At 71.2% G+C, this 22,377-nt stretch carries 20 protein-coding genes; 13 read left to right on the top strand and 7 right to left on the bottom strand.

Features of this window, described 5'->3' with window-relative positions; genetic code table 11:
• Position 1 precedes the first annotated feature (1 nt).
• The 3 genes from K8625_RS12710 (at position 2) to K8625_RS12700 (ending at position 4,460) form a co-directional block, all read left to right on the top strand.
• Positions 2-433, top strand: coding sequence for a hypothetical protein (locus K8625_RS12710; protein WP_223749589.1), 432 nt, complete (start codon positions 2-4; stop codon positions 431-433).
• On the top strand, positions 430-3,273 hold the full coding sequence (locus K8625_RS12705) for a DUF4105 domain-containing protein (RefSeq protein ID WP_223782857.1): 2,844 nt from the start codon (positions 430-432) through the stop codon (positions 3,271-3,273). Before K8625_RS12710 ends, K8625_RS12705 begins: the two co-directional genes overlap by 4 nt.
• 698 nt (positions 3,274-3,971) lie before the next feature.
• Positions 3,972-4,460, top strand: coding sequence for a hypothetical protein (locus K8625_RS12700; RefSeq protein ID WP_223749591.1), 489 nt, complete (start codon positions 3,972-3,974; stop codon positions 4,458-4,460).
• A 32-nt stretch (positions 4,461-4,492) separates the two neighbouring features.
• On the opposite strand, the gene K8625_RS12695 is transcribed toward K8625_RS12700, so the two are convergent.
• On the bottom strand, positions 4,493-5,161 hold the full coding sequence (locus tag K8625_RS12695; protein WP_223782856.1) for a dienelactone hydrolase family protein: 669 nt from the start codon (positions 5,159-5,161) through the stop codon (positions 4,493-4,495).
• A gap of 93 nt (positions 5,162-5,254) precedes the next feature.
• Between K8625_RS12695 and K8625_RS12690 the strand changes: the two genes are divergently transcribed.
• The gene (locus K8625_RS12690; protein ID WP_223782855.1) at positions 5,255-5,761 is read left to right on the top strand and encodes a GreA/GreB family elongation factor; all 507 of its coding nucleotides are present in this window, start codon (positions 5,255-5,257) and stop codon (positions 5,759-5,761) included.
• Between the two features lie 9 nt (positions 5,762-5,770).
• On the opposite strand, the gene K8625_RS12685 is transcribed toward K8625_RS12690, so the two are convergent.
• Positions 5,771-6,487 (bottom strand): class I SAM-dependent methyltransferase, encoded by a 717-nt coding sequence (locus K8625_RS12685; protein ID WP_223782854.1) that lies wholly within the window; start codon positions 6,485-6,487, stop codon positions 5,771-5,773.
• 90 nt (positions 6,488-6,577) lie between these two features.
• Between K8625_RS12685 and K8625_RS12680 the strand changes: the two genes are divergently transcribed.
• From K8625_RS12680 to K8625_RS12640, 9 genes are all read left to right on the top strand, one after another.
• Positions 6,578-7,684 (top strand): vWA domain-containing protein, encoded by a 1,107-nt coding sequence (locus K8625_RS12680; RefSeq protein WP_223782853.1) that lies wholly within the window; start codon positions 6,578-6,580, stop codon positions 7,682-7,684.
• Positions 7,681-9,111, top strand: coding sequence for a choice-of-anchor D domain-containing protein (locus K8625_RS12675; protein ID WP_223782852.1), 1,431 nt, complete (start codon positions 7,681-7,683; stop codon positions 9,109-9,111). The genes K8625_RS12680 and K8625_RS12675 overlap by 4 nt, the downstream gene beginning before the upstream one ends.
• Positions 9,108-10,568 carry a hypothetical protein gene (locus tag K8625_RS12670; RefSeq protein WP_223782851.1) on the top strand — a complete coding sequence of 487 codons (1,461 nt, stop codon included), beginning with the start codon at positions 9,108-9,110 and terminating at the stop codon, positions 10,566-10,568. Before K8625_RS12675 ends, K8625_RS12670 begins: the two co-directional genes overlap by 4 nt.
• A gap of 161 nt (positions 10,569-10,729) precedes the next feature.
• On the top strand, positions 10,730-13,645 hold the full coding sequence (locus tag K8625_RS12665; RefSeq protein WP_370641908.1) for an IPT/TIG domain-containing protein: 2,916 nt from the start codon (positions 10,730-10,732) through the stop codon (positions 13,643-13,645).
• On the top strand, positions 13,642-14,694 hold the full coding sequence (locus K8625_RS12660) for a hypothetical protein (RefSeq protein ID WP_223782849.1): 1,053 nt from the start codon (positions 13,642-13,644) through the stop codon (positions 14,692-14,694). Before K8625_RS12665 ends, K8625_RS12660 begins: the two co-directional genes overlap by 4 nt.
• 122 nt (positions 14,695-14,816) lie before the next feature.
• Entirely contained in the window at positions 14,817-15,305 is a 489-nt protein-coding gene (locus tag K8625_RS12655; protein ID WP_223782848.1) for a hypothetical protein, read from the top strand.
• 105 nt (positions 15,306-15,410) lie between these two features.
• Positions 15,411-16,136, top strand: coding sequence for an SDR family NAD(P)-dependent oxidoreductase (locus tag K8625_RS12650; protein WP_223749600.1), 726 nt, complete (start codon positions 15,411-15,413; stop codon positions 16,134-16,136).
• Entirely contained in the window at positions 16,133-16,954 is an 822-nt protein-coding gene (locus tag K8625_RS12645) for a dihydroneopterin aldolase (RefSeq protein ID WP_223782847.1), read from the top strand. The genes K8625_RS12650 and K8625_RS12645 overlap by 4 nt, the downstream gene beginning before the upstream one ends.
• Before the next feature lie 15 nt (positions 16,955-16,969).
• Complete coding sequence (locus K8625_RS12640; protein WP_223749602.1) at positions 16,970-17,713, top strand: queuosine precursor transporter; 744 nt, start codon at positions 16,970-16,972, stop codon at positions 17,711-17,713.
• A gap of 9 nt (positions 17,714-17,722) precedes the next feature.
• Here the strand turns inward: K8625_RS12640 and K8625_RS12635 are convergent, their stop codons facing one another.
• The 5 genes from K8625_RS12635 to K8625_RS12615 form a co-directional block, all read right to left on the bottom strand.
• Entirely contained in the window at positions 17,723-19,036 is a 1,314-nt protein-coding gene (locus tag K8625_RS12635) for a PQQ-binding-like beta-propeller repeat protein (protein ID WP_223782846.1), read from the bottom strand.
• A gap of 89 nt (positions 19,037-19,125) precedes the next feature.
• Positions 19,126-19,893: an ATP-grasp domain-containing protein gene (locus K8625_RS12630; RefSeq protein ID WP_223782845.1), complete on the bottom strand. Its 768-nt coding sequence runs from the start codon at positions 19,891-19,893 to the stop codon at positions 19,126-19,128.
• An 8-nt stretch (positions 19,894-19,901) separates the two neighbouring features.
• On the bottom strand, positions 19,902-20,810 hold the full coding sequence (locus K8625_RS12625; protein ID WP_223749605.1) for an alpha/beta fold hydrolase: 909 nt from the start codon (positions 20,808-20,810) through the stop codon (positions 19,902-19,904).
• Positions 20,807-21,931 (bottom strand): alpha/beta fold hydrolase, encoded by a 1,125-nt coding sequence (locus K8625_RS12620; RefSeq protein ID WP_223782844.1) that lies wholly within the window; start codon positions 21,929-21,931, stop codon positions 20,807-20,809. The genes K8625_RS12625 and K8625_RS12620 overlap by 4 nt, the downstream gene beginning before the upstream one ends.
• The gene (locus K8625_RS12615; protein WP_223782843.1) at positions 21,928-22,341 is read right to left on the bottom strand and encodes a hypothetical protein; all 414 of its coding nucleotides are present in this window, start codon (positions 22,339-22,341) and stop codon (positions 21,928-21,930) included. Before K8625_RS12615 ends, K8625_RS12620 begins: the two co-directional genes overlap by 4 nt.
• Positions 22,342-22,377: the final 36 nt, after the last annotated feature.

Raw genomic sequence — 22,377 nt, 5'->3', positions numbered from 1 at the left:
CGTGGTGTCGGCGACGACGGTGGCGGCCACGGTGATTGGGCTGGGCGTGGTCATCTGGCGCGTCGTGGCGGCAGCGGAGCGACGCAAGGGGCCTCCTCCCGAGGAGGTGGGGCGCGCGGCGCAGGTGTATCTGCAGTCGAGGACGCACCAGCTGCGCGAGGACCTGGCGCTGGGCGCGGGGCCCACGGTGGAGGACCTGGCGGCGGCGGCGAGCATCCGTCGGGAGAACCTGCCGACGTTCGGCCGGCTCCTGCGCGCGAACCGGCGGGAGCTGCTGGCGATGGCGGACACGCGGACGCTCACGGCCGAGCGCGCGCTGGCGTGGCTGGCGCGGGTGGGGGAGCTGGCGCGAACGGACCCGAGGCTCGATGAGGACCGACGCGCGTTCCTCGCGGTGCATGGGGAGGAGGTGGCCGCGGAGGTGGCGCGGTGAGCCGCGGCGTGGTGTGGCTCGTGGTGCTCCTCGCGCTGCCCGTGTGGGCGCGAGCGGCGGGGGTGGTGCGCGAGGGGGACTCGGAGCCGGGAGCCTCCCCGAACGAGGACTCGCTGGCGGCCCGTGTCCACGCCCTGTCCCGCGCGGGACTGGTGCTGCGAGACGCCGCGGCACGCGACGCCGTGCTCGTGCGTGAGGTGGAGCAGGGACTCCAGTCCCTGCCCCCCGCGATGAGGCGCTTCCCGGGCGGCCCGCTGGAGCTGGTGCTCCACGCCGAGTCCTCGCCGTTGGGCCTGGGAGACGGAACGCAGACTCGCCCCGACTGGTCCGAAGGCCACGCGCGCTTCCATCTCTACCGGTACGCACCGTCGAAGGACCGTCGCGCCACGCTGCGCCTCTCCCGGCTGACGGACGAGGACGCCGAGCGGCTGTGGCGACGTCGCGCGGTGGTGCACGCGGTGACGCAGCGGTGGGAGGACGTCTTCGCCTGGAGTCGAGAGACACGGTGGCGCCGGTTGTCCGGCTGGATGAAGCCCTTCGAGCGTCCCCTGGTCTGGAAGGAGCAAGCACGCCTGCACTACGCGGGCGCCTTCAGTCGCGAGCGAGGTCAGCACAGCGCGGCCCTGGACCTGGTGACGTTCGCCGAGGAGCTGTTCGTCCCGGTGGAGTCCCTGCGCGAGGACGCGCTGTCCGTGGACGAGCAGGTGCGCTGCCAGGAGTTCTCCAAGACGCGCGCGCTGACGGAGTTGCTGGAGTCCTCGGGCCTGGGCGCCTGGCCCGTGCGCGCACCCTGTCCCGCCTTCGATGCCTGGGCCGAGCGCGACCTGCTCTCCCACCTCGAGGTGCTCATGGTCGCCGCCACGGGACGACAGCCCGAGTCCCTCTTCGGACATCTCCTCCTGCGCCCGGTGTGGCGCGAGGGCGCCCAGGTGCGCGGCCCCTCCTTCGAGCGTGTGGTGCAGCTCGTGGCCCTCACGGGCATGGAGCCCAAGGGCCTGGGCTACGTGGTGAAGGGGATGACGGGGAGTTACGACACCGTCTTCCTCACCGGCACGCTGGGCGACCTCGCGCACGAGTCGCTCGAGCTCGAGCAGCGCACCATCCGCCGCTTCCGCCTGCGCCTGACGCACGGTGAGGAGACGCGGATGCTCGAGCGCATCTGGGAACTCGAGCGGCGCGGGTACATGGGCTACTACTTCTTCACCGACAACTGCGCGAGCGCGCTGCTCTTCCTGCTCAACGGCGTCCTGGAGAATGACCGTCAGGTGCGCCCGCCCGGACTCATGTGGGTCCTGCCCTCGGCGACGCTGGATGTGCTCGCGAGGCTGGAGGTGCTCGGCAAGGCAGGGCCCGCGGGCCCGCTGCTGGAGCTCGTCCCGGACGCCTTCGAGTCCACGGGAGAGCGCGCCGCGCGAGCGGACAAGACGCGCCGCGAGGCCCTGGAGTCGCTCTCCGGACACGTGGACGCGCGACCCTTGTCACGCCTCCTGTCCCTCCACGCGCAACTGCAATCCCGGGAGCCCGAGGTCCGAGGCGAAGCCTACGCCGCGCTGCCGCGAGTCGTGACGGCGGTGCTCGACACCGCGACCCCCTCCGCGCGCGCCACCGTGCGCCAGACACTCCACGCCTACGTGGCCCACGCGGTGAGGGTCGAGCGCGCGGCGGTGGACCGCATGGACGGCGAGCGGCTGCGAATCGAACGCCAGCGATTGCTGGCCCTGAAGACGCCCGTGGCCGGCTCGGCCGAGGCGGGGATTCGCGAGCGCCAGCGGGTCTTCGAGCGAGAGGACGCGCTCCAGCGCAAGCTCGCGGTGCTGGACCGCACGGCGCTGCTCCAGCAGGCCCTGGCCACCGCGCCCCGTCGTCCACCGACGCCCGAGGAGCTGAAGGTCCTGGTCCGCGCCGAGCGCACCGAGGCCACCTTCATCCTCGCCACCGACGCACAGGGCGCACTCAACGACGGCGTGTTCGCGGACGTGGACGCGGTCGCCTTCCTCGGTGAGGACCGTCGCCGCAAGGTGGCGGACGAGACGCGCTGGGCGGCCTCGGCGCTGCGCGAGTCGGGCGCGGCGCGCACGGTGGTGAGCGTGGGCGTTGGCTTCCCCGACACGGGCGCCGTGCGTCCCCTGGTCAGCGTGCGCACCGCGGGCCTCGCGGAGGCGCTGGGCGATGCGCGCCAGCACGGCTTCCAGGCGAGCAGCGAGCTGCGCGTCCTCGACGGCGAGCTCTCGCTGGAGCCGCGCTGGGGACCGCCGCGCGTGGTGTCCACGGACATGACGCTGGTGGGCTACCGCACCTTGCAACGAGAGCCGCTCGCGCTGCGTGGCTCCGCGTGGGACTCGCTGGGCTGGGGCGCGGAGGCGCGCGTCGCCACGGACACGGCGCGCGCGGAGCCCTACCGCGCCACCGTGCAGGCGGAGGCGCTGGTGGTCATCGACGAGGCCGCGCGCTTCTCGCGCTTCACGGCGGTGGGCGTGGGCGGGCTCGCGAGGATGCACTGGAGCCAGACCTCCCTCGCGCCCGCGGCGGGACCTCGCTTCTCGCTGACCCACCGCACGGGGCTGCCGGGCTCCGGCGCCAACGCGGTGCGCCTGGAGGCCGCCTACGCACCCACCTGGCGCCTGGGCGACGCGCGCCTCACGCACGAGGCGGGCGCATGGCTCCAGGTGGAGCTGTGGCTGGGGCGCGCGGGGCCCTTCGGCGTGCTGCTCACTCCTCGCGCACAGGCCCGGTGGGAGGGCTCACTCGCTCCACCGTCACGTCGGGATTCACCCGCACCGTCGACGTGGTGGTCCGGTATGTCGGACCGTCGGCTGCTAGTCGGGTTGGAGCTGCGCTGAGGTCCTCGGTGAACAGGGGGCGGCTGGCCGCGCCCGTCACGGCGCCGATGAACGTGCCGATGACATGCAGCGCTATCCAGCCTCCGAAGCCCAGCCCGGAGAAGATGCGCAGCGAGTTGTTGCCGGCGAAGAACGACAGCCCCGCGAGGATGGCGGGCACGGCGATGGAGCTCACCACCGCCGCAGCCAGCGCGCGCTTCAAGGTGCGCGCATGGAAGCCGCCGAACACGCCGCCGATGAGCCCGTTGAAGAGCGGCACGAAGAAGACGACGAGGCTGGTGAGGACCATCGTCACCACGCTCACGTCGAAGCGGTTGTGCTTGAGGTGGATGCCATCGGGCTTCATCCCGATGCCCGGCGGCAGCTCCGCGTAGGAGAACTCCCGGTGTACGTCGTGCACATAGGGCGGAGGCGAGGTGTCCTTGTCGGTGCGGACCATCTCCATGGGGTACGAGCCTTTCGCGGCGGGCGCGGTGCACCCGGCTCCCGTTCAGGTGGGGCTGGCGGCGGGCATCGGGAAGGGCCGCTGACTCCACCGGAGGGCGGGCCGGCTGGGTGGCCCCAGGCTCCTTCCGGGGAACAAACCCGGGAAAACCGCTTCCGTGCCCCGAGGGGCGGACGTGGTGGGGCTTGGCGGCCCGCCGTCTGCGGCTATGCTGCCGCGCCCGGTAGTCCCCTCACGTCCGTACGGAATTCCCATGAGCCTTCGTCGAGCCCTGCTGACCGTCGTCCTCTCCTCCACCGCCCTCCTGTCCGCCTGTGCCCTGCGCCCGACCTACCGGGAGCTGGTGGCGCCGAACGCCGCCGAAGTCACCGCGGGCCAGACGGTGGCGCTGCGCGTGGTGGACGGCGCCGGCAAGCCCGTGCAGGGCGCCAAGGTGCGCGCGGGCGAGCGCCGCACGCGCATGAACCTGGTCAGCGACGCGGACGGCCTGGTGACGCTGGAGACGAACGCCGACCTGCTGAAGGAGAACCCGCTGGTGGAGGTGGTGCTCCCCAAGGGCGTGTCGCAGTACCGCCTGCAGCTCGTTCCCTCGGGTCAGTCCCCCGCGGAGCTCGCGCCCCAGGCCCCCGCCGCCCCGGAGCAGGCGCCCGGCACCGAGGCCCCGGAGGCCCAGCCGACGACGCCCGCCTCGCCGGAGACCGCGCCCCAGGCTCCCGCCACGCCGGCGACCCCCGGCACCTGAGCCGGGAGTCGTGAGCCCCCTTCGCGCGAGGCTCAGCCGAGCTTCGCGCGGAGGAAGTCCACCGTCCGGGTCCACGCCCGCCGTGCATTGTCCGGCGAGTAGACCTCCGGACGGGTGTCGTTGAAGAAGGCGTGGTTCGCGTCGTAGCGGTGGAGCTCCGCCGGCACGTTCGCCTTCTTCAGCTTCGCCTCCAGCGCGTCCACCCGGTCCGGCGTGCACCAGTCATCCTGCGTCGCGAAGTGCCCGAGGATGGGCGCGCGGATGCGGGTGACGTCCACGCTGTCCGGCGGAATCCCGTAGAAGGGCACCACGGCGTCGAGCCCCGCGTCGTTCGCTCCCGCCAGCAGCGTCAGCGCGCCGCCCATGCAGAAGCCCAGGACGGCGACCTTCGTGCCGGCGCCGCCACGCTGGCGCAGCGCCTCCGTGGCGTCCTTGAGGGCCTGGCTGGCCTTGCCCCAGTCCATCTGGGACAGGAGCTTGTCGGCCTCCTGCGCGTCCTTCGTCGTGCGGCCGCCGTACAAATCGGCGGCGAAGACGGTGAAGCCCTCCTTCGAGAGCCGGTCGGCGATGCCTCGGATGTGCTCGTTGAGGCCCCACCACTCGTGGACGAGGACCACCGCGCCCTTCGCTGGAGTGGCTTCACTCAGATAGCCCGCCAGTTCCTGGCCCTGCTTGCCCGTCAGCCTTGCCTGCCCTGCCATGCGTGCACCCCTTGAGTGATGGACGAGGCGGCGTAGCTTAGTCTCACGGGCGCGAGGTGCCCGGGTCCGAAGTGGACTGTGTCGGAGGTCGGAATGTCGAAGGCGTTCACGAAGGAGGACTCGGGCGGGGACGAGGTGTTGGTGCCGCCGCGGCCGAAGTCCTCCTCGGGCGACAAGCGCTACATCACGCCGGAGGGCTATCGCGCCCTGCAGGAGGAGTTGGCGGCCACGCAGGGGCCGGACTCCGGGGCCGAGGGGCTGACGCCGCTGGAGGCGGGAGTCCGGCGCCAGGAGCGCGAGCGCCGCGCGCGTCACCTCGCCGCCACGCTGGAGGAGGTGCGCGTGGTGGAGCCGGAGGCGGCGCAGGAGGGCCGTGTCTTCTTCGGCGCGTGGGTGGAGCTGGAGGACGAGGACGGCGAGCGCACGCGCTATCGCATCGTCGGCCTGGACGAAGCGGACGTGAAGTCGGGCCGGCTCAGCGTGGAGTCTCCGCTGGCGCGGGCACTGCTCGGCAAGGAAGTGGGAGATGCCGTGGTGGTGGAGCGGCCTCGCGGGGCGGTGGAGTACACCGTGGTGTCCGTGGAGTACGCGTCACATTGAGGCGCGGCGTCAGCGCTTCGTCGCGATGACGGTGGCCAGGGGCGTGAAGGGCTCGGGGAGGATGCCGTCGCGGACCTCGACGCTGAAGCCCTGTGCCTCCAGCAGCGCGCGGGCGCGCGGCACCAGGAACGTCAGGTAGTACATGACGAAGGGCGGCTTCCACAGGGCGTTGCGCACGCGCATGGCGGCGTTGAAGCTCCGGGCCACCCAGTAACCGGGGCGCAGCTTCGACGGTGGATGGCCGGTGACGAAGAGGAACCGCCCCCCGGGACGCAGGGCCTGGTGGATGCGCTGAATCAGCCGGGGCTCATCGGCTTCGAGGATGTGGCCGAAGGCGCCGAAGCACGTGGCCACGTCGAACGCGGCGTCGAAGGTCATCTCCAGCGCGTCACCCCGGATGAACTCGAGGGCGGCGGTGCCCGGTGCGCCGGAGAGCCTGCGGTCGGCTTCCTCGAGCATGCCCTGGCTCACGTCGATGCCGGTGACCCGCTCGCGGGCCAGCGGGCGCAGGTGGCGCATGGCGGCGCCGGTTCCACAGCACACGTCCAGCGCGGTGCCGACGGAGCCCGAGGGGCCCAGGGCTTCGATGGCGGCGCGGAGCACGGGGTCCGGTGTGCGGAAGGGCGTGTAGTCGAACTTGGGGGCGAGCAGGTCGTAGCCTTGCTCGACGGAGGAGAGGGCCTGCTCGGCCAGCTCGAGGATGGTGGGCCCCTGACGGTGGAACATGGTGCCCGGGGATGTAGCGCACCCGGGGCCCGGTCAGGGCGGGTTCTCGGCGGAGATGTGCACCATGAACGCTCGGGGTAGGCTGGGCGGATGCGCCGTGTCGCCGTCGTCGCCTTCCTGGCGCTCCTCTTCGTCGACTGTCGGGATGAGCGATTGGTGCCGTCGCTCCCGCCGGGCTTCCACGTCGATACGCACGCGCAGCGCTCGGCGTCGGCGGTGGATGTGTTGTGGGTGGTGGATGATTCGGCCTCCATGGCGCCTCGCCAGGAGTCGCTCGCGCGCAACTTCCAGGCGTTCATCTCGCTCTTTCGCGAAGGGCGCATCGACTACCGCATGGGCGTGGCGACCACGGACACCTTCGCGCGTCCCGGGGAGCTGGTGGGCACGCCGCGGATTCTGCGTCCGGACACGCCGGGGCTGGAGCAGGCCTTCGCGGACAGCGTGCGAGTGGGGACGGGAGGGAGCGCGTACGAGACGGGGCTGGAGGCCGCGCGTCAGGTGCTGGAGCGGCTGGCGCGCGAGAACGCGCCGGTGCTGGAGGCGCGAGCGGCCTGCGTGTCGAGCTGCGCCACGGATGCGTGTCGGGAGGCGTGTCGCGCGACACATGCGGTGGAGTTCCTGCGTCCGGACGCGTGGCTGTATCTGGCGTTCGTGACGGACGAGGACGACCGCTCGCCGCACGACGTGCGCATGTACTGGCGGGAGTTCTCGCGAGCCAAGGGGCTGGGCAATGACGGGACGGTGGTGGCGTCGGCCATCATCGGGGATGTGCCCTCGAATGGCTGTGGCGCGGAGCCGGGGACGCGGTACGCGGAGCTCGTGTCCTGGATGGGCGGAGCGCTGGGGAGCATCTGCGACGAGGACTTCGCCGAGACGCTGCGCACGCTGGCGACGAGCGCGGTGGGGCTGAGGCGCTCGTTCGCGCTCGCGCGTGTACCTCGGGAGGACTCGCTGAGGGTCCGTGTTCGCCACGCCTGTGGGACGCCGGAGTCCTCTCTGAGGGCCTGTGTGTCGGTGGACCGCGCGGCTTGCGAGGGGCGGTCGGCGGAGGCGCTCGAGGTGGTGTGCGTCCCCGAGGCGGGAGGCGAGCACGGGTGGGTGTACCAACCCGAGCGTGGGACGGTGTTCTTCGCGGGGGACTCGGTGCCGGGGTTGGGGTCGCGGGTGGAGTTGGAGTACGTGGAGGAGGGGTCGTGAGGCGCGGGTGGCTCGTGTGCTGGCTGTTGGTGGCGGCCTGTGGGAGGGACGCGCCGCCGTCCTCGGTGGTGCCGCGCTGGGTGGCGCCCGCGTCCACACTGGATTTCGGTGCCGTGCCCGCGCTGAACGAACGCACGGTGTCCCTGCCGTTGGTGAACGTGGGACGCGCGTCGCTGCGAGTGGTGAGCGCGGTGGTGAAGGAGGACGGCAGCCCGTTCCGAATCATCTCCGTTCCCGAGGAGGTGCCCGCGCAGGCAGAGACCTCACTGGTGCTGGCCTTCGTGCCGCCGCGTGAGTCGAGCTACACGGCGACGCTGGTGCTGCGCACGGACGACCCCATTCAAGAGGACGTCGAGGTGTCGCTGCGAGGAGAGGGGCGCACGGCCGCGGCGCTGGAGTTGGAGCCCGCGTTGCTCGACTTCGGGCGGGTCGCCGAGGGACATGTCGTGGTGCGGCCGGTGAGGCTTCGCTCGCGAGGGAGCGCGCCGCTCGTGCTGGAGTCACTGACGCTCGAAGCGCCTGCGTCTCCTGTGTTCCAGCTCGTGGGCTCCACGCGGACGCCCGCGGTGCTGGACCTCGCGAGTGAGGTCGAGGTGTCGGTGCAATACGCGGTGCCGTCCGGTGTCGCCGCCGAGGACGTGAGTGGAGCCCTGGTGCTGCGGACCACGGACCCGGACCAGCGCGAGGCGCGAATGCAGCTGCGAGGCAGCGTGAATCTCGCGCCGGTGCCCGTGGTGAGCGCTCCGGGCGAGAGCGTGCCGGGAGGCGAAGTGGTGCTGGAGGGCACGGCCTCGATGGACCCGGATGGAGACGGTCCGCTCACGTACGCCTGGGAGCTGGTCTCGCTGCCCGTGGGCGCGCGTGCGCAGGTGTTGTCCCCAGGGGCGTCCAGCAGCGTGTTGCGCTTGGACCCGGTGGTGTCGGGTGAGTACGAGGTGGCGCTCACGGTGACGGATGCGGCGGGCGCGCGCAGCCTGCAACCCACGCGTGCGCGAGTCGTGGCGGTTCCCGCCCAACAACTGTGGGTGGACGTGACGTGGAGCCACGCGGAGACGGACCTGGACCTGCACGTGCTGCGAGGCGTGGACGCGGTGCTGGGGTCCGTCGATGACTGTCACTACGCGAACCCGCGTCCCGACTGGGGCGCACCCGGATTCGCTGAGGACCCGGAGCTGTTGAGGGATCGGCTGACGGGCTTCGGTCCGGAGGTCTTCGGCTACGAGCGCCCCGTGTCAGGCCCGTACCGGGTCGCGGTGGTGCTCTCGCGCGAGAACGGCGCCGTGGACCCGCGCAGTGAGGCCACGGTGCGGGTGTATGACCGGGGCGTGCTGAAGGGCGAGTTCCGTCGCACCCTGTCGCGCCAGGGCGAGGTGTGGACGGTGGCGGACGTGCAGTGGCCCTCGGGTGTCGTCACGGAGGCGCCGTGAGGACGGGGTGGTGGCTGTTGGGGCTGTGCTGGCTCTTCGCCTGTTCCTCCACGGAGAAGATGCCACCGGGGCCGGAGGTGGACCCCGGCCCGAAGACCTGTGCACGGCGCGAGGACTGTGATGGAGGGCAGGTCTGCACGCTCGCCGAAGTGTGTGGCGCCTGTGAGTCGAGCGGTCAGTGTCGGCTCCGTGAGCGCTGCGAGGCCGGAGCCTGTGTCGCGCGCGAGGGCTGGGGCGAGGCGTGCGTGGCGCACGCGGGCTGCGGCTTGGGACAGTGGTGTCGCCAGGGACTGTGCCGGGCGAGGGCCGACGTGGTGCTGTGCCCGATGGGTACACGTGAGGAGTGTCCGACAGGTGAGCGGTGCAACGCGGGCACGCTCGTGTGCGAGGAGGACCTCGGGTGCATCGAGGACTCGGACTGCGGCGCCGAGGAGCGCTGCAATCCGGGCCTGCATGCCTGTGTGCCACGCTGCACCGAGGCCACCGCGTCGGCGGTCTGCGCGGAAGGGGAGCACTGCTCAAACGAGCGCTGTGTGCGGTGCGAGGAGGACTCGGACTGCGCGGTGGGCTTCACCTGTGACGCCGCGGGCCGCTGCACGGTGACGCCGAGGTGCTACTCGGACCGAGACTGCACGGTGCCCCACGTGTGTCACCTGGCGAGTGGGCAGTGCCTGCCGAGCCTGCCGCCCTGCTCCTCGGACGACGACTGTGAGTCAGACCGACGCTGTGACCTCGGAAGCAGGGCCTGCATTCCCAGGAGCTGCCAGCCGGACGTGCTGGAGCCCAATGACACCGTGGCCACGGCCCATCCCGTGAGCGCGAGTCGCCATGTGCGGCTCACCCTGTGCCCAGGTGACGTGGACCACTATTCGCTCACGTTGGAGCGGGGTGACCAGCTCGGTGTGAATGTGGAGGCGGAGGTGTTCGCGGAGCCGGTGTTCTCCTCGTCCCTCCAGGATGCGAGTGGAAGGGTGCTGGCGACGGGGCGCTTCCGGTTGTCGCATGTCGTCGCGGAGCGAGGCCTGTACACGGTTCGCATCGCCTCCCGGGACGCGGTGCCGAGAGCCTACGACGTGGGCTTCTTCCTCTCGCGGGGAACACCTTGCGACGATGACGACCACGAGCCGAACGACACGGTCGAGACGGCCACGGCGTTGCCGGAGGACCTGAGGCTGGACGGGATGCTCTGTCCCGGGGATGCGGACCACCTGCGGTTCTCGGTGCCGCCCTCACGTGGCGCACGGGTGTCACTGTCGGGCTACACGGCGGACCGCGGGCTGCTGCGCCTGTGTGTCCTGAAGGGTGGCACCGAGCTGGGGTGCTCAATCGACACGACGGGTGCCACGGTGGAGCTGCCCGCGTCGGCGGTGCAGGGCCAGTCGCTCACGGCCAGGGTCACTGGTGATGATGCGCGCACGACGAACGGCTACACGCTCCAGGCGGAGTGGCTCCCATGAGGACCACGTCATCGCGGGTGTTCATCCTCCTCGCCACGTTGCTCGCGGCATGTGGTGGCTCCCCACGCCCCCCAGGGATTCCGCCAGACGCAGGGAGCGTTCCTGATGCGGGAGCGCAAGACGCGGGGACCCACGCCGATGCGGGCGCACCGAGCGCGCCGGTGATTCAGTCCGCGCTGCCCGCGCGAGGTGGGCGGGGCGGCGGGACCTGGGTGACGCTGAAGGGCCGAGGCTTCGTCGAGGGCGTGGCCCGTACCGCACCCGAAGCAGCAGCGCGCACGACGCTGCGAGTCGGCTCGAATCCCGTCCGTGACTTCCAGCTCATCGACGACTCCACCCTCGACCTGCGCACGCCTCCTGGAGTGGCAGGCACAGTGGACCTCACGCTCCAGAACCCGAACGGCACGGAAGTCTGTGAGTCCTGCTTCACCTACGTCGAGAGCTTCGACGTCCGCGCGCTCTCGGAGGACACGGGGGCGCTCTCCGGAGGAGAGACCGTGTCGCTGCTCGGCGAGGGCTTCCCCGAGGGGCCAGGGCTCCAGGTCCTCTTCGGTGACATGGCGAGTCCCTCGGTCACGCGAGTCTCCTCGTCGGAGCTCTGTGTCCTCGTCCCCAGGGGACGCTTGGCTGGTTCCGTGGACGTGCGAGTCCAGGGCCACGGTGTCGGTGACGTGCTCCGACGCGCGTATCGCTACCTCGAGGACACGCGCGTCACCCAGGTCTCACCGCTCACGGGCCCAAGAGAGGGAGGCACTGTCACCGTCATCACGGGCCAGGGCTTCGAGGGAGCGACTCAAGTCCTCCTCGGAGACACACCCGCCACCGGGCTACGGGTGGAGTCCTCCACGCGAATCGTGGTGACCACTCCACCCGCACCGTCCATCGGAGTCGTGCCCATCCGCATCGTCACGCCGAGAGGCACCTGGACCGTGCGCCAGGGCTTCGCCTACGTGGACGACTCCCCGAGTGCACCGCTCGCCCTGCATGGAGTCTTCCCGAGAGTCGGAGCCCGGGACGATGGCACCGTGACGCTGATGGGGACCTCGCTCGATGCGCCCGACCTGTCCGTCACCTTCGATGCCGTCCAGGCGCAGCTCGTGAGTGCCACCGCGACGACCGCCACGGTCCGGGTCCCTCCCCGGGAGACGCTCCCGCGCACGGTCTCCGTGAGTGTCCAATCCGGCGCCATGAGCGCGAGCCTCACCCAGGGCTACACCTTCCGTCTCGCGCTCGACCAGGTGACGCCGGACCATGGGCCCGCGACAGGCGGAACCCAGGCTCGACTCACAGGAACCGCACTGCCTCCTGACGCCGTGGTGCACGTCGGCGCACTCTCCGCGCCACAAGTCACGGAGTCGAGCGAGACGGAGCTGCGCTTCCTCACACCACCAGGAGGCGCGGGGCCGCACTCGCTCCATGTCTCCTCCGCGAGCGACCCGGAGAACGAAGCGCTGCTTCCAGCGTCCTTCACCTACGAAGCCGCGCTCACCCTGTCCCAGGTCGAGCCCTCCCGTGGTGCCGTCGCTGGGGGCGCCCGGGTCACGGTGAGAGGCGCGGGCTTCGTCGACGGAACGTCCGTCACGTTCGGAGGAGAACCCGCCACCGACGTGCTCATCCACGACGCGCACACGCTGACCTGTCGCATCCCGGCCTCACGAATCCAGGGACCCGTGGAGGTCGCCGTCGTCCATGGCTCACAGCGCTCGGCGCTCCCCGAGTCCTTCCACTACTTCGACCCACGAGGCCCCGGAGGTCTCTCCGGCGAGCCCCTGATGGGCACGTTGAACGTCACGGTGCTCGACACGTCATCGGGGAGCTATGGCCAACCCGTCTCGGGAGCCACGGTGCTGCTGGGCCCGGACCCCACGCCCCTCCTCCATGGCGGCACGGACGCGCGAGGACAGCTCACGCTCTCGGACCCACGCATCGCGGGCGCGCAGGTCATCACGGTCTTCAAGCCGGGCCACGACGCGGTGACGGTGGCGGGCATCCGCTCGGAGAACCTGACGGTGTACCTGCGCCGTCTCGACCGTGAGGGCAACCCCGGCAATCCGCCCGTGCCCGCGACCGCGCGCGTCTCCGGCCGCGTGCGAGGCTTCAAGCCCCCGCGACCTCTTGGCGCCAATGAGGTGCTCGAGGCGCGAGTCTTCGTGGCCCAATCCAGCCCCGCGTCGGGTCCACCGTTCACGGGAACGGGCGACCGTCGCGCGGAGACCTGGCGAATCCGCGAGGACGGAGGCTCCTTCCTCGTCCTGGCCCAGCCCGGGCTGCGCGCCGTGTACGCGGTGCTGGGGGTGCTCAGGGACGGCGTGGACTTCGAGCCCTATCTGCTCGGCATCCGCCGAGGTGTCGCGGCCTCGGGGACGCGGGCGGCGGAGAACCAGGATGTCATCTTCGACATGCACCTGGATGTCACCGCACCGCTCACCGTGGAGGGCCCACTCGTCATCGCGGGAGGCGAGGCACGGCATCAGGTCTACGCCTGGTTGGACCTGGGCGCGGAGGGCCTCGTGCCCCATCCCCACAACTGGGGCACGGGCACGCGCCTCTACACGAGCATCGAAGGACCCGGACCGCGCCTCGCTTTCCCACAACTTCCCCACGTGGACGGCGCGAACCTGCTCTTCCTCGACCTGCTGCGAGGAGCCACCGCGTATCCCCAGAGCCTGCTGTACCACCGTCAGCCGGGAGCCCTGAACGGAGGCGTGACACTCGCGCCGATGTTGCCACTGCCTGTCTTCACCCAGCCGGGTGCTCGCTTCGAGGGCACGGTGTCTTGGACGCCCACGGCCTCCACCGCCACGCCCGAGGTGCAGTTGCTCACCCTGCTCGCGCCCGGAACGGAGGGCGGCGTCCGCTGGACGGCCGTGCTCCCGGGAGGGCAGACGCAGGTGACGCTCCCCGGACCCGCGCTCGCGGCACTCCGCGCAGAACTGCCCGAAGGCGCGCGACTGCGAGCCGACCTCTCCCTCGCGCGAGTCCCCCGCTTCGAGTACTCGCAATGGACCCATGACGCGTTGTCCACGGCGACCTGGACGGCGTATGTCCTCGGGCGCTCGGAGGTCTTCGACCCGTGATGCGCCGTTGGACGTGGCTCGCCGTGCCCCTGTTGCTCCTCCTCGCCGCGTGTCCGAGTGACTCCTCCGTGGACTCGGAGGGCTGTCGGGTGGACGCGGACTGTGGCTCGCCCGCGGAGGCGTGCAACCCCGCGGGCTTCTGCCAGGACCGCGCCGGCTGTGAGTCGAATGCCGACTGCGCCGACGAGTCGCTCTTCTGCGACACGAGCACCGGCACCTGTCTGACGCGAGGGCGCTGCGCCACGGATGTGCACTGCCCGTTGGGCGAAGTCTGCGACGTGTCGCGGACCACCTGTGTCACGGGCTGCCGCTCCTCCGGAGACTGTCCAGGCACCGCCTGTCGCTGCCAGGACGCGCCATGCCTCTGTGACGCCACCACGCCCGAGGGCCGCGCGGCCTGTGCGCTCGGTGTCTGCGACGCGGGCTTCTGCGCGGACGCGAGCGACTGTGCCTTCGGCGAGCGCTGCGGTGCCGCGACATGCTTCAGCGACTTCGACCCCGTGCGCCGTCCCTACTGCGCGAGCTGCACGTACGGCGGCGGTCTCCAGGTCTGTGGCCGTGGCGCCAACTTCTGTCTGCGGGAGACCGCGAGCCCCGGCACCGCCTTCTGCGGCGCGGACTGCTCGGAGGGACAGGGCTGTCCCCACGGCTACCAGTGCGCGGACGTGGTGGTCGTCGCCAGCCGTGCGCGCTGCCGCTCGGATGCGGAGTGCGCGCCCTCGCCGTCGCTGCCGTGCCGCGAGGATTCACACTGCGGACGCGGCGGTCAGTGCGTGAAGACCCAGGGCCAGGAAGAGGGTGCCTGCGCCGGGCGCTGCTCCATCGCGGAGGGCGACGTGGAGGGCTTCTGCACCTGCCAGCAGGACACCGACTGCGTGCAGGACGCGTGCAGCCAGGGCACGTGCACGGTGAGCCGTCGCGCGTGTGGCAGCGACGTCGACTGTCGCCCCATCCGCTGCGTGGACCACCAGGGCGCGGGGGGCTGCCTCGTGGGCCGCAACTGCGCGCCCGAGGAGGGCCTCACCTGCGCCGAGGTCGCTCCTCGCTGACGCCTCCGTGGAGTCCATGTCCTACATCGGCCCCCTGTGTCCGAAGAGGGCGGAACTCCTGGTGTTTGAATGTTCCTGGGGGTGCCCCGTCAGAAGGTGCAACACGACGGAGGATGGACGACATGGCTTTCAAGACTGCTCTCGCGACCCTGGCTCTCGGCACCCTGTTCTTCGGTTCCTCGACGGCCCTCGCGGCCGACAGCAGCATGCGCGACTGGGCCACGCAGCAGGCCCGCCGCAACGATGACCGCCGCCACGACGACCGCCATGACGACCGCGGTCCCCGTCCCGACCGCTACGAGGCCCACGTCCACAACGGCCACTGCCACCACGCTCCGGCGCCGCGTCCGCCGCCGCGCTCGCAGGGCCGCTACGAGATGCAGACGGTGAGCCGCTGGGTCGAGGGTCGCTACGACCAAGTGTGGGTGCCGGAAGTCTGCCAGGAGCGCGGCAACCGCCGTCACCGCGTCACCCGCTGCACCGGTGGCTACTACGAGAACCAGTGGGTGCCGGGCCGTTACGTGCAGACCACGGAGTGGGTGTGGGTGTCCTACGACCGTGGCGGTGACTGGCGCTCCAACCGCGTGCACCCGGCCAGCTACGTCCGGTAGCACTCGCTGAAAGACCTCCAAGGGGACGAGGGGCGGTGCCGGGATACGGGGGTATCCGGCATCGCCCTTCGACTTTTCAGCGGGGCCTGTTAGTCAGTGCGCCGCATGGGGACGGCCTTCATCACCGGAGCAGGAATCCGCATCGGTCAAGCGGTGGCGAGGGCGCTGGCCCATGCCGGATATGACGTCGCGCTGCACGCGAACCGCTCGCTGGAGCCGCTGAGCTCGCTGGCGGACGAGCTGCGCGCCCTGGGCCGCCGGGTCACCGTGCACGCCGCCGACCTCAGCCGCCCCGAGGCGGTGGATGCCCTGGGCGCGAGCGTGCGCGAGGCCTGGCCCGCGCTCGACGTCGTCGTCCACAACGCGGGCCTCTACGAGCGTGTGCCCTTCGAGGACATCTCGCGCGAGCAGTACCGCACCATGCTCGGCGTCAACCTGGACGCGCCCTTCTTCCTCACGCAGGCGCTGTTGCCCTCGCTGCTCGCGGGGAAGGACCCCGTGGTGGTCCACATCTGCGACATCGCGGGCGAGCGGCCGGAGAGCCACTTCGCGCACTACTCGGTGAGCAAGGCGGGCCTGCTGATGTTGACGCGCGCGCTGGCGGTGGAGCTGGCCCCGCGCGTGCGGGTCAACGCCGTATCGCCCGGCGTGGCCGCCTTCCCGGAGAGCTTCGACGCCGTCGCGCGCGAGCAGATTCTGCGCCGCATCCCCATGGGGCGCGAGGGCAGCGTGGAGGACGTGGCGCGCGCCGTCGTCTTCCTCGCGAAGGACGCCCCCTACATCACCGGGCAGGTCATCGCCGTCGACGGGGGCAGGAGCGTGATGCTGTGAGCGCCGAGCTGGCCTTCCATCCTCCCGTGGTGCGCGACAGCCAGGGGCACTCGCTGGATGTCATCGAGCTGCGCGGCCTCACGGTGGACTGCATCGTGGGCGTGTACAACCGCGAGCGCGTGCTGGCCCAGCCGCTGCGGTTGGACGTGGCCCTGTTCCTGGACACGCGCAACGCCGCCACGGGCGGACGGCTCGCGCACACCGTCAACTACGGGCGACTGGCGGGCGAGCTGCGCTTCCTGTTGGAGGCGTGTCGGTTCGAGCTGCTGGAGTCCGCCGTGGAGGCGGTGAGCCGCTACCTGCTCGTGCCGCCCACCCAGGATGTGCCGCGCGCGCAGGTGCAGGCGGCCACGGTGCGAGTCATCAAGCCCCTGGCGCTCGGTGGGCGCGCGCTGCCATCGCTCCAGGTGCACCGCACGGCCGAGCAGATGAGCTACGCCTCCGAGGAGCGCTCCTTCGGTCACCTGGACGTCATCCACGAGGGAGCGGGTTACGGCGTGCACCGTCTTCGCGTGAAGCCTGGTGGCAGTCTCCCGGCGAGCGAGGATGCGGCGGTGGAGGCGAGCGACCTGGTGCTGGGGCCGGAGCTCCTGATGCAGGGCCACCCCGTGGCGCGAGGCATGGCGTTCCATGATGCCCCGTCCCTGGCGCATCGTTACGACAACCCCTCGACGCAGGAGCAGACGGTGCTGCGGGTGTCTCGGCCCCGCGTCGTGACGTCCGAGGCGCCCCGGGTGCACGAGGCCCTCGGCGGGACTTCCTATTACCCTCTCGACGAGCCCGCGGCGCCGGGCCTGGCCGCCGACACGCTGCCCTGAGGACGACGCGACACCATGCAGCTCGACAGACGGATGCAGCTCTTCGTGGTGCTGGCGGCGGTGTTCGTCACGGCGCTGGTGGTGGGAGACCTCATCGCCGTGAAGCTGTTCGAGGTGCACCTGGGCGGCGTGGTGGCGGTGATGTCCATCGGCATCCTGCCCTTCCCGGTGACGTTCCTGCTGACGGACATCCTCAACGAGTTCTACGGCAAGAGGACGGCCCGCTTCGTCACGTGGGTGGGCTTCTTCATGGCCATCTTCGCCTTCGCGGTGATTGCCATCGCGGTGCAGGTGCCCATCGCGCCGCTGACGCGCGCGCCGGACTACCAGGGCACGGTGGAGAGCGCGTTCAACAACGTCTTCGACGGCTCGCAGCGCATCCTCGTCGCGTCGATGGCGGCCTATCTGGTGGGCCAGTTCACGGACATCGCCCTGTTCAACCTGCTCAAGCGCGTCACGAAGAACCGGCTCCTGTGGCTGCGCGCCACGGGCTCCACGCTGGTGTCGCAGCTCATCGACACCGTGGTGATGCAGTTCGTCGCGTGGACGGGCGTGCTGCCCACGAAGGTCATCGTGGGCATCGTGCTCTCGTCCTACGTCGTGAAGGTGCTCGTGGCGGTGGGCCTGACGCCGTTCATCTACCTGGGCCACTCGCTGGTGGAGCGCAAGCTGGGCATCAAGCCCCTGGTATTGGGCGCGGACGGTGAGCCCGAGCCTGCCGCGGACCTCGCAGCCCCCGCGCAGTCGCGCGCCGCCTGAGGCGGGGGCTCACGGCACCAGGCGCTGGAGGAAGGTGTCGGTGTCGTCGGCGGTGAAGGGCTCCTGGGCGCCGAAGGCCCGCGTGCCGGTGAACGAGCCCGCGCTCGCGAGGTCGCCTCCTGGCAGGAAGGTGATGTCCCGCAGCTGGAGCCCCGGCGCGCAGGGCTCGGTGACATAGGGGGCTCTCCACGACAGCGCTCCCCGGGCGCTGAGTCGCGCCAGCTCCGAGCCGCAGCCATGACGGAAGAGCACCGCCGTGCCGCCCTTCACATCCGACGTGAGCCGCGCGCCGCTGGCCTCCGCCGACGCCGTGCCCATCAGCGCGTGTCCCCACAGGGGGCGTCCCGCCGCATCCGCCGCGAGGATGAACGCGGCGCGCGGACAGCCCCGCGCATCACAGGTGGGCGAGAGCACGGAGCCACCCCAGTGCAGGGTGCCCGCGAAGTCGCCGGTGAAGCGCAGCCCGCCGTCCGCGGCGAAGGCGACGTGCGTGAAGTTCGGTGCGTCGGGGCCCACCTCCAGCTCCCAGTACACCTCGCCGACGGGTGACAGCCGGGCGATGAAGCCGATGCTCTCGAAGGGCGCCAGGGGCCGCTGGCCCACGAGCACCGCGCCGCCATCCGGGTCCAACGCCACGGCGGACGCCGAGGACATCGCGGGGAGCTCCTGGGACCACCGGACGGTGCCTCGCGCGTCGTAGCGCGTGACCAGCCGGCCGTGCGCCACCACCACTTCACCCTCGATGTCCGGCGTCAGCGCCTTGAGCGTGCCCGTCGAGCGGGCCCACTGCGGCGAGCCGTCCGCGGCCAGCTTCGCCACGAAGTGGCTGTCGGCGATGAGCGTCTCGCCCAGTCGCAGCCGTCCCTCCACCTTGCCGGCGATGAAGAGCTCCGCCGTGGAGGCGATGCCCAACAGCTGCGCGTGCGCGATGGCGGGGCCTCCCTCGGAGGAGGGCTCGGCCGTGAAGGTCCGCGTCCAGAGCACCTGCCCCGCGCCATCGTGATGCGACAGCACGAGCGACGTGCCGTTCGCCTCCACCGATGTGGGACCGGAGGTGCCCGTGGCCCGCGAGGTGCCCAGGAGCACCAGGCCGCCGAGCCCATCCGAGGCCAGGGCCACGACCTCCTGCTGTCCGGGGAGCCGCGAGTGGACGGTCCACCGCGCGTCACCGGGCTCGAGCTTCGGAGGCTCGGGAGGCTGCGGAGGAGGTTCCTCCTCGCGCGGAGGAGGCTCGATGGCGGCGTCGCTCCCACCACAGCCGAGCACGGTCCACATGCCCAGCATCAGCCCCGCCGTGCTTGCCCGCCACCGTCCCATGTTCATTCCCCGTGAATCCGCTCGTCCTCCGGCCGGTGGCCAAGCTGGGGCCCGATGCTCCCGGAGGCAAGGTGGGCGTTGGGGACTGAACGAAGTCAGGGCAGGGAGGCGCGCGAGCGGGTCAGCTCGCGCCAGCGCGCGAGGGTCAGCGCCGTGTAGGGCCCGCTCTCCAGGCCATAGGCGCCCAGCGAGAAGCCGTCATTCCACTCCACGAGGGCGGTCTCCCCCGAGGAGAGCACGCCGAAGTCCACGGCGTAGCCCGCGGTGGCCTCCCCGGAGGTCTCCAGCAGACGAAGGGCCTCGCGCACGCGCTCCTCGTCGAGCGCGACGGTGGGGTCCCCCGCGTAGTGACGGATGCCCACGGATGTGCCCTGCGCCACGAAGACGCGGTACTCGGTGCGCCACTGCACCACGTCCGAGCAGAGGAGCGGCGTGGCCCGAGACGCCCTCTCGAGGAAGAGCAAATCGTCGGCGCTCTGGAAGACGTGCCCCGTGAAGCGCTTCCTGCGTCCCTGGGGCTTGGCGAACACAGGGGGACTGGAGACATCGAGCACCCTCGCGGTGAGCTCGCCCACCGTGCTGCTCCACAACCGGCGGTGGAGGAAGGGCGTGAGGCAGGAGGGATAGTCCCGGGTAGGGGGCGGCTCGATTCCGAGCTGCTTCAAGGCGCCCAGGACCGTGGGCACATAGCCCGCGACGAGCGTGTCCGGGGTCAGTGGGAGCTGTCGCCGCTCCAGGCGCTTGGCGGTGAAGCACTCCGTGGGGATGCCCAGCGCGCGCAGGCCCTCGAGCAGCAGGCGCATCTCCGGCTGCATCCGCCCGTGCGACTCCTCCTCGATGAAGGCCCGCGTCAGTCCGTGCATGCGGTGCCTCAGCCTCCCGCGCGCGCGAGCGGCGTGAGGATGTCGCGCCAGTGCGAGTAGAGGGAGAAGTGCCCTCCGCCCGGCAGGAAGTGGGGCACGGCGGTGGGGATGCGCGAGGCGAGATAGCGCCCCATCTGCGGCGGCACGATGCTGTCGCCGTCCCAGTACCAGAGGTCCACGTCGCGGCGAATCTCCTCGAGCGGGAAGTCCCACGGCGACGCGAGGATGTGGGCCTCACGGCGGATGCCCGCGACACCTTTGCGCGTGGCCTCGCGTCGCCAGCCCTGCACCTGCGCGGCGATGAGCGGGTCGGACAGCACGCGACGGTCATCCGGAGAGGCGTGGGCCATCACCGCGGCGAGCGCGCGGTCGGGGTTCGCGCGCACCTGTCGGTCATGCATCGCGAGCAGCGGGTGCAGCACCCACTCGGGCCAGGCGGCCATGGCGTAGGCGTTGCGGTAGTCGCGATTGACGCCCTCCATGCCCCCGGGGCGCTTGAGCGGCGAGGCGCCGGAGACGATGGCCGCGCGGAGGATGCGGTCGTCCAGGTGCCACGTGGAGACCGCGGCGTAGGGGCCACCCGCGGATACGCCGAAGAGGGAGAAGCGCCCGATGCCCAGCGCGTTGGCGAGCTGCTCCAGGTCGCTCGGGAAGTCGAGCAGCGTGCGGCCGGGTTGATGGTCGGACAGGCCGTAGCCGGGGCGGTCCGGCGTGATGAGGCGCACGCCGAGCCCGTGGGTGATGCGGTCATCCGGGTGGCGCATGTAGCGCGAGCCCGGATTGCCGTGGATGAAGAAGACGGGGACGCCGTCCAGGTCGCCCGACTCCACGTAGGCGAGCCGTCGCCCGTCCTTGAGTCGCAGGGAGCCTTCGCGCACCTGCACGCCGGAGGTCCTGTTCGAGAACGCGGTGTTCATGACTCCATCGCTTTCGAGCGAGCGCCAATCCATTCGGCGATGGAGGGCCACACGTGGGTGGAGCCCTTGCTGGATGCGGACAGGCCGATGTGGCCGACGGGGTAGCGCCGCGTCTCGGCGTCCTTCGTGCCCACCAGCTTCACCAGGGGCTCGCTCATGGCGGGGAAGGCGATGGTGTCCTGCTCGGCGATGACGTTGAGCACGGAGGCCTGGATGCGTCCCAGGTCGATGTTCTCTCCGCCGACCTTCATGCGTCCCTGGTGGAAGAGGTTCTGCTGGTAGCAGTCCTTGATGTACTGGCGATAGACCTCGCCGGGGAAGGGCACGGGGTCGGCGCCCCAGCGCTCCATCGCGAGGAACGTGGTGACGAAGTCGGGGTCGTCGATGCGGCGGCACACCTCCAGCCAGCGGGTGACGCGCTGCACGGGCGCCACCATGAGGAAGCCGCTCTCCAGCACGGGCGTGGGCACGTTGCCGTAGGCGTCCACCAGCGAGTCCACGTCGAAGTGGTTGGCGGAGGTCCACAGTGTGTAGACGCCGCCCTTGCTGAAGTCCACGGGCGTGGCCTGCGCCACCAGGTTGCGGATGCCCTCGGGATACAGCGACGTGTACGCGAGCGCGAGCGTGCCGCCCATGCAGTAGCCGTAGAGCGTCAAATCCCGGCTCTTGCTGACCCGGAGCGTCCAGCGCACGGCGGTCTGGATGAGCCCGCCGAGCAGGTCGGACCAGGTGAGGCGCTCCTCTTCCTGGCCGGGCACGCCCCAGTCGATGGCGTAGACGTCGAAGCCCTCGTGGGTGAGGTGCTCGATGAGGCTGCGGCCCGGCAGGAAGTCGAGGATGTACCAGCGGTTGATGAGCGAATAGACGAAGAGGATGGGCGTGCGGTGGCGTCGGCGGGGCGCGGCGTAGCGGAGCAGCCGCATGCTGCCGCGCGTGTACACCACGGTGTGGGGCGTGGCGCTGACGGGCGGCTCACGGACGCCGGACGCGCGCTCGATGAAGGGCTTGAGGTACGGGTACGGGTTGAAGGGGCGGGCCTTGAGCGCGTGGGCGACGGCGCGGGTGAGCTGGAGCTGGCCCGTGACGAAGGAGCGCAGGCGCTGGGGCGAGGAGGCGGTCATGGCGCGTCACCGGGCTTCTTCGCGGTGTCGGAGGCGGCCTCTTGTTTGTGGAGCAGGTCCACGACGACCTCCAGCTGGGAGCCGAGGGCCTCGACCTGGTCGTTCACGCGGCGGAGCTGGTCGCGGAGGTTCTCGACCTCGGACGTGGTGGGCAGGCGCAGGGTGCGCAGCGCGCCCTCGACGAAGCTGTTGCGGCGGATGCGGGCGTTGAGGCCCTGGCGCATCACGGTGCCGCTGGCGCGCAGATAGGTGGGGCTCTCGGCGACGCGAGAGAGGGCGCGGGTGAGGCCCTGTTCGGCGCGGGTGAACACCTTGCCCGTGCGTGTCTCCGGCTGGGTGAGGTGGCCCAGGAGCTTCAGGCTCCGGGCGAGGAGTCCCCGAGGAGGAGGCGGACGTTCCGAGTCGCTCATGGCCTTGAGGCTAGCCCAAGGGTGCGCGGGAGCGCA

Origin of the sequence: Myxococcus sp. AS-1-15 (assembly GCF_020037055.1) — a bacterium.
Lineage (GTDB): Bacteria > Myxococcota > Myxococcia > Myxococcales > Myxococcaceae > Myxococcus > Myxococcus fulvus.
Note: the sequence above shows the minus strand (reverse complement) of the source record. Positions and strands in the feature narration are given on the sequence as shown.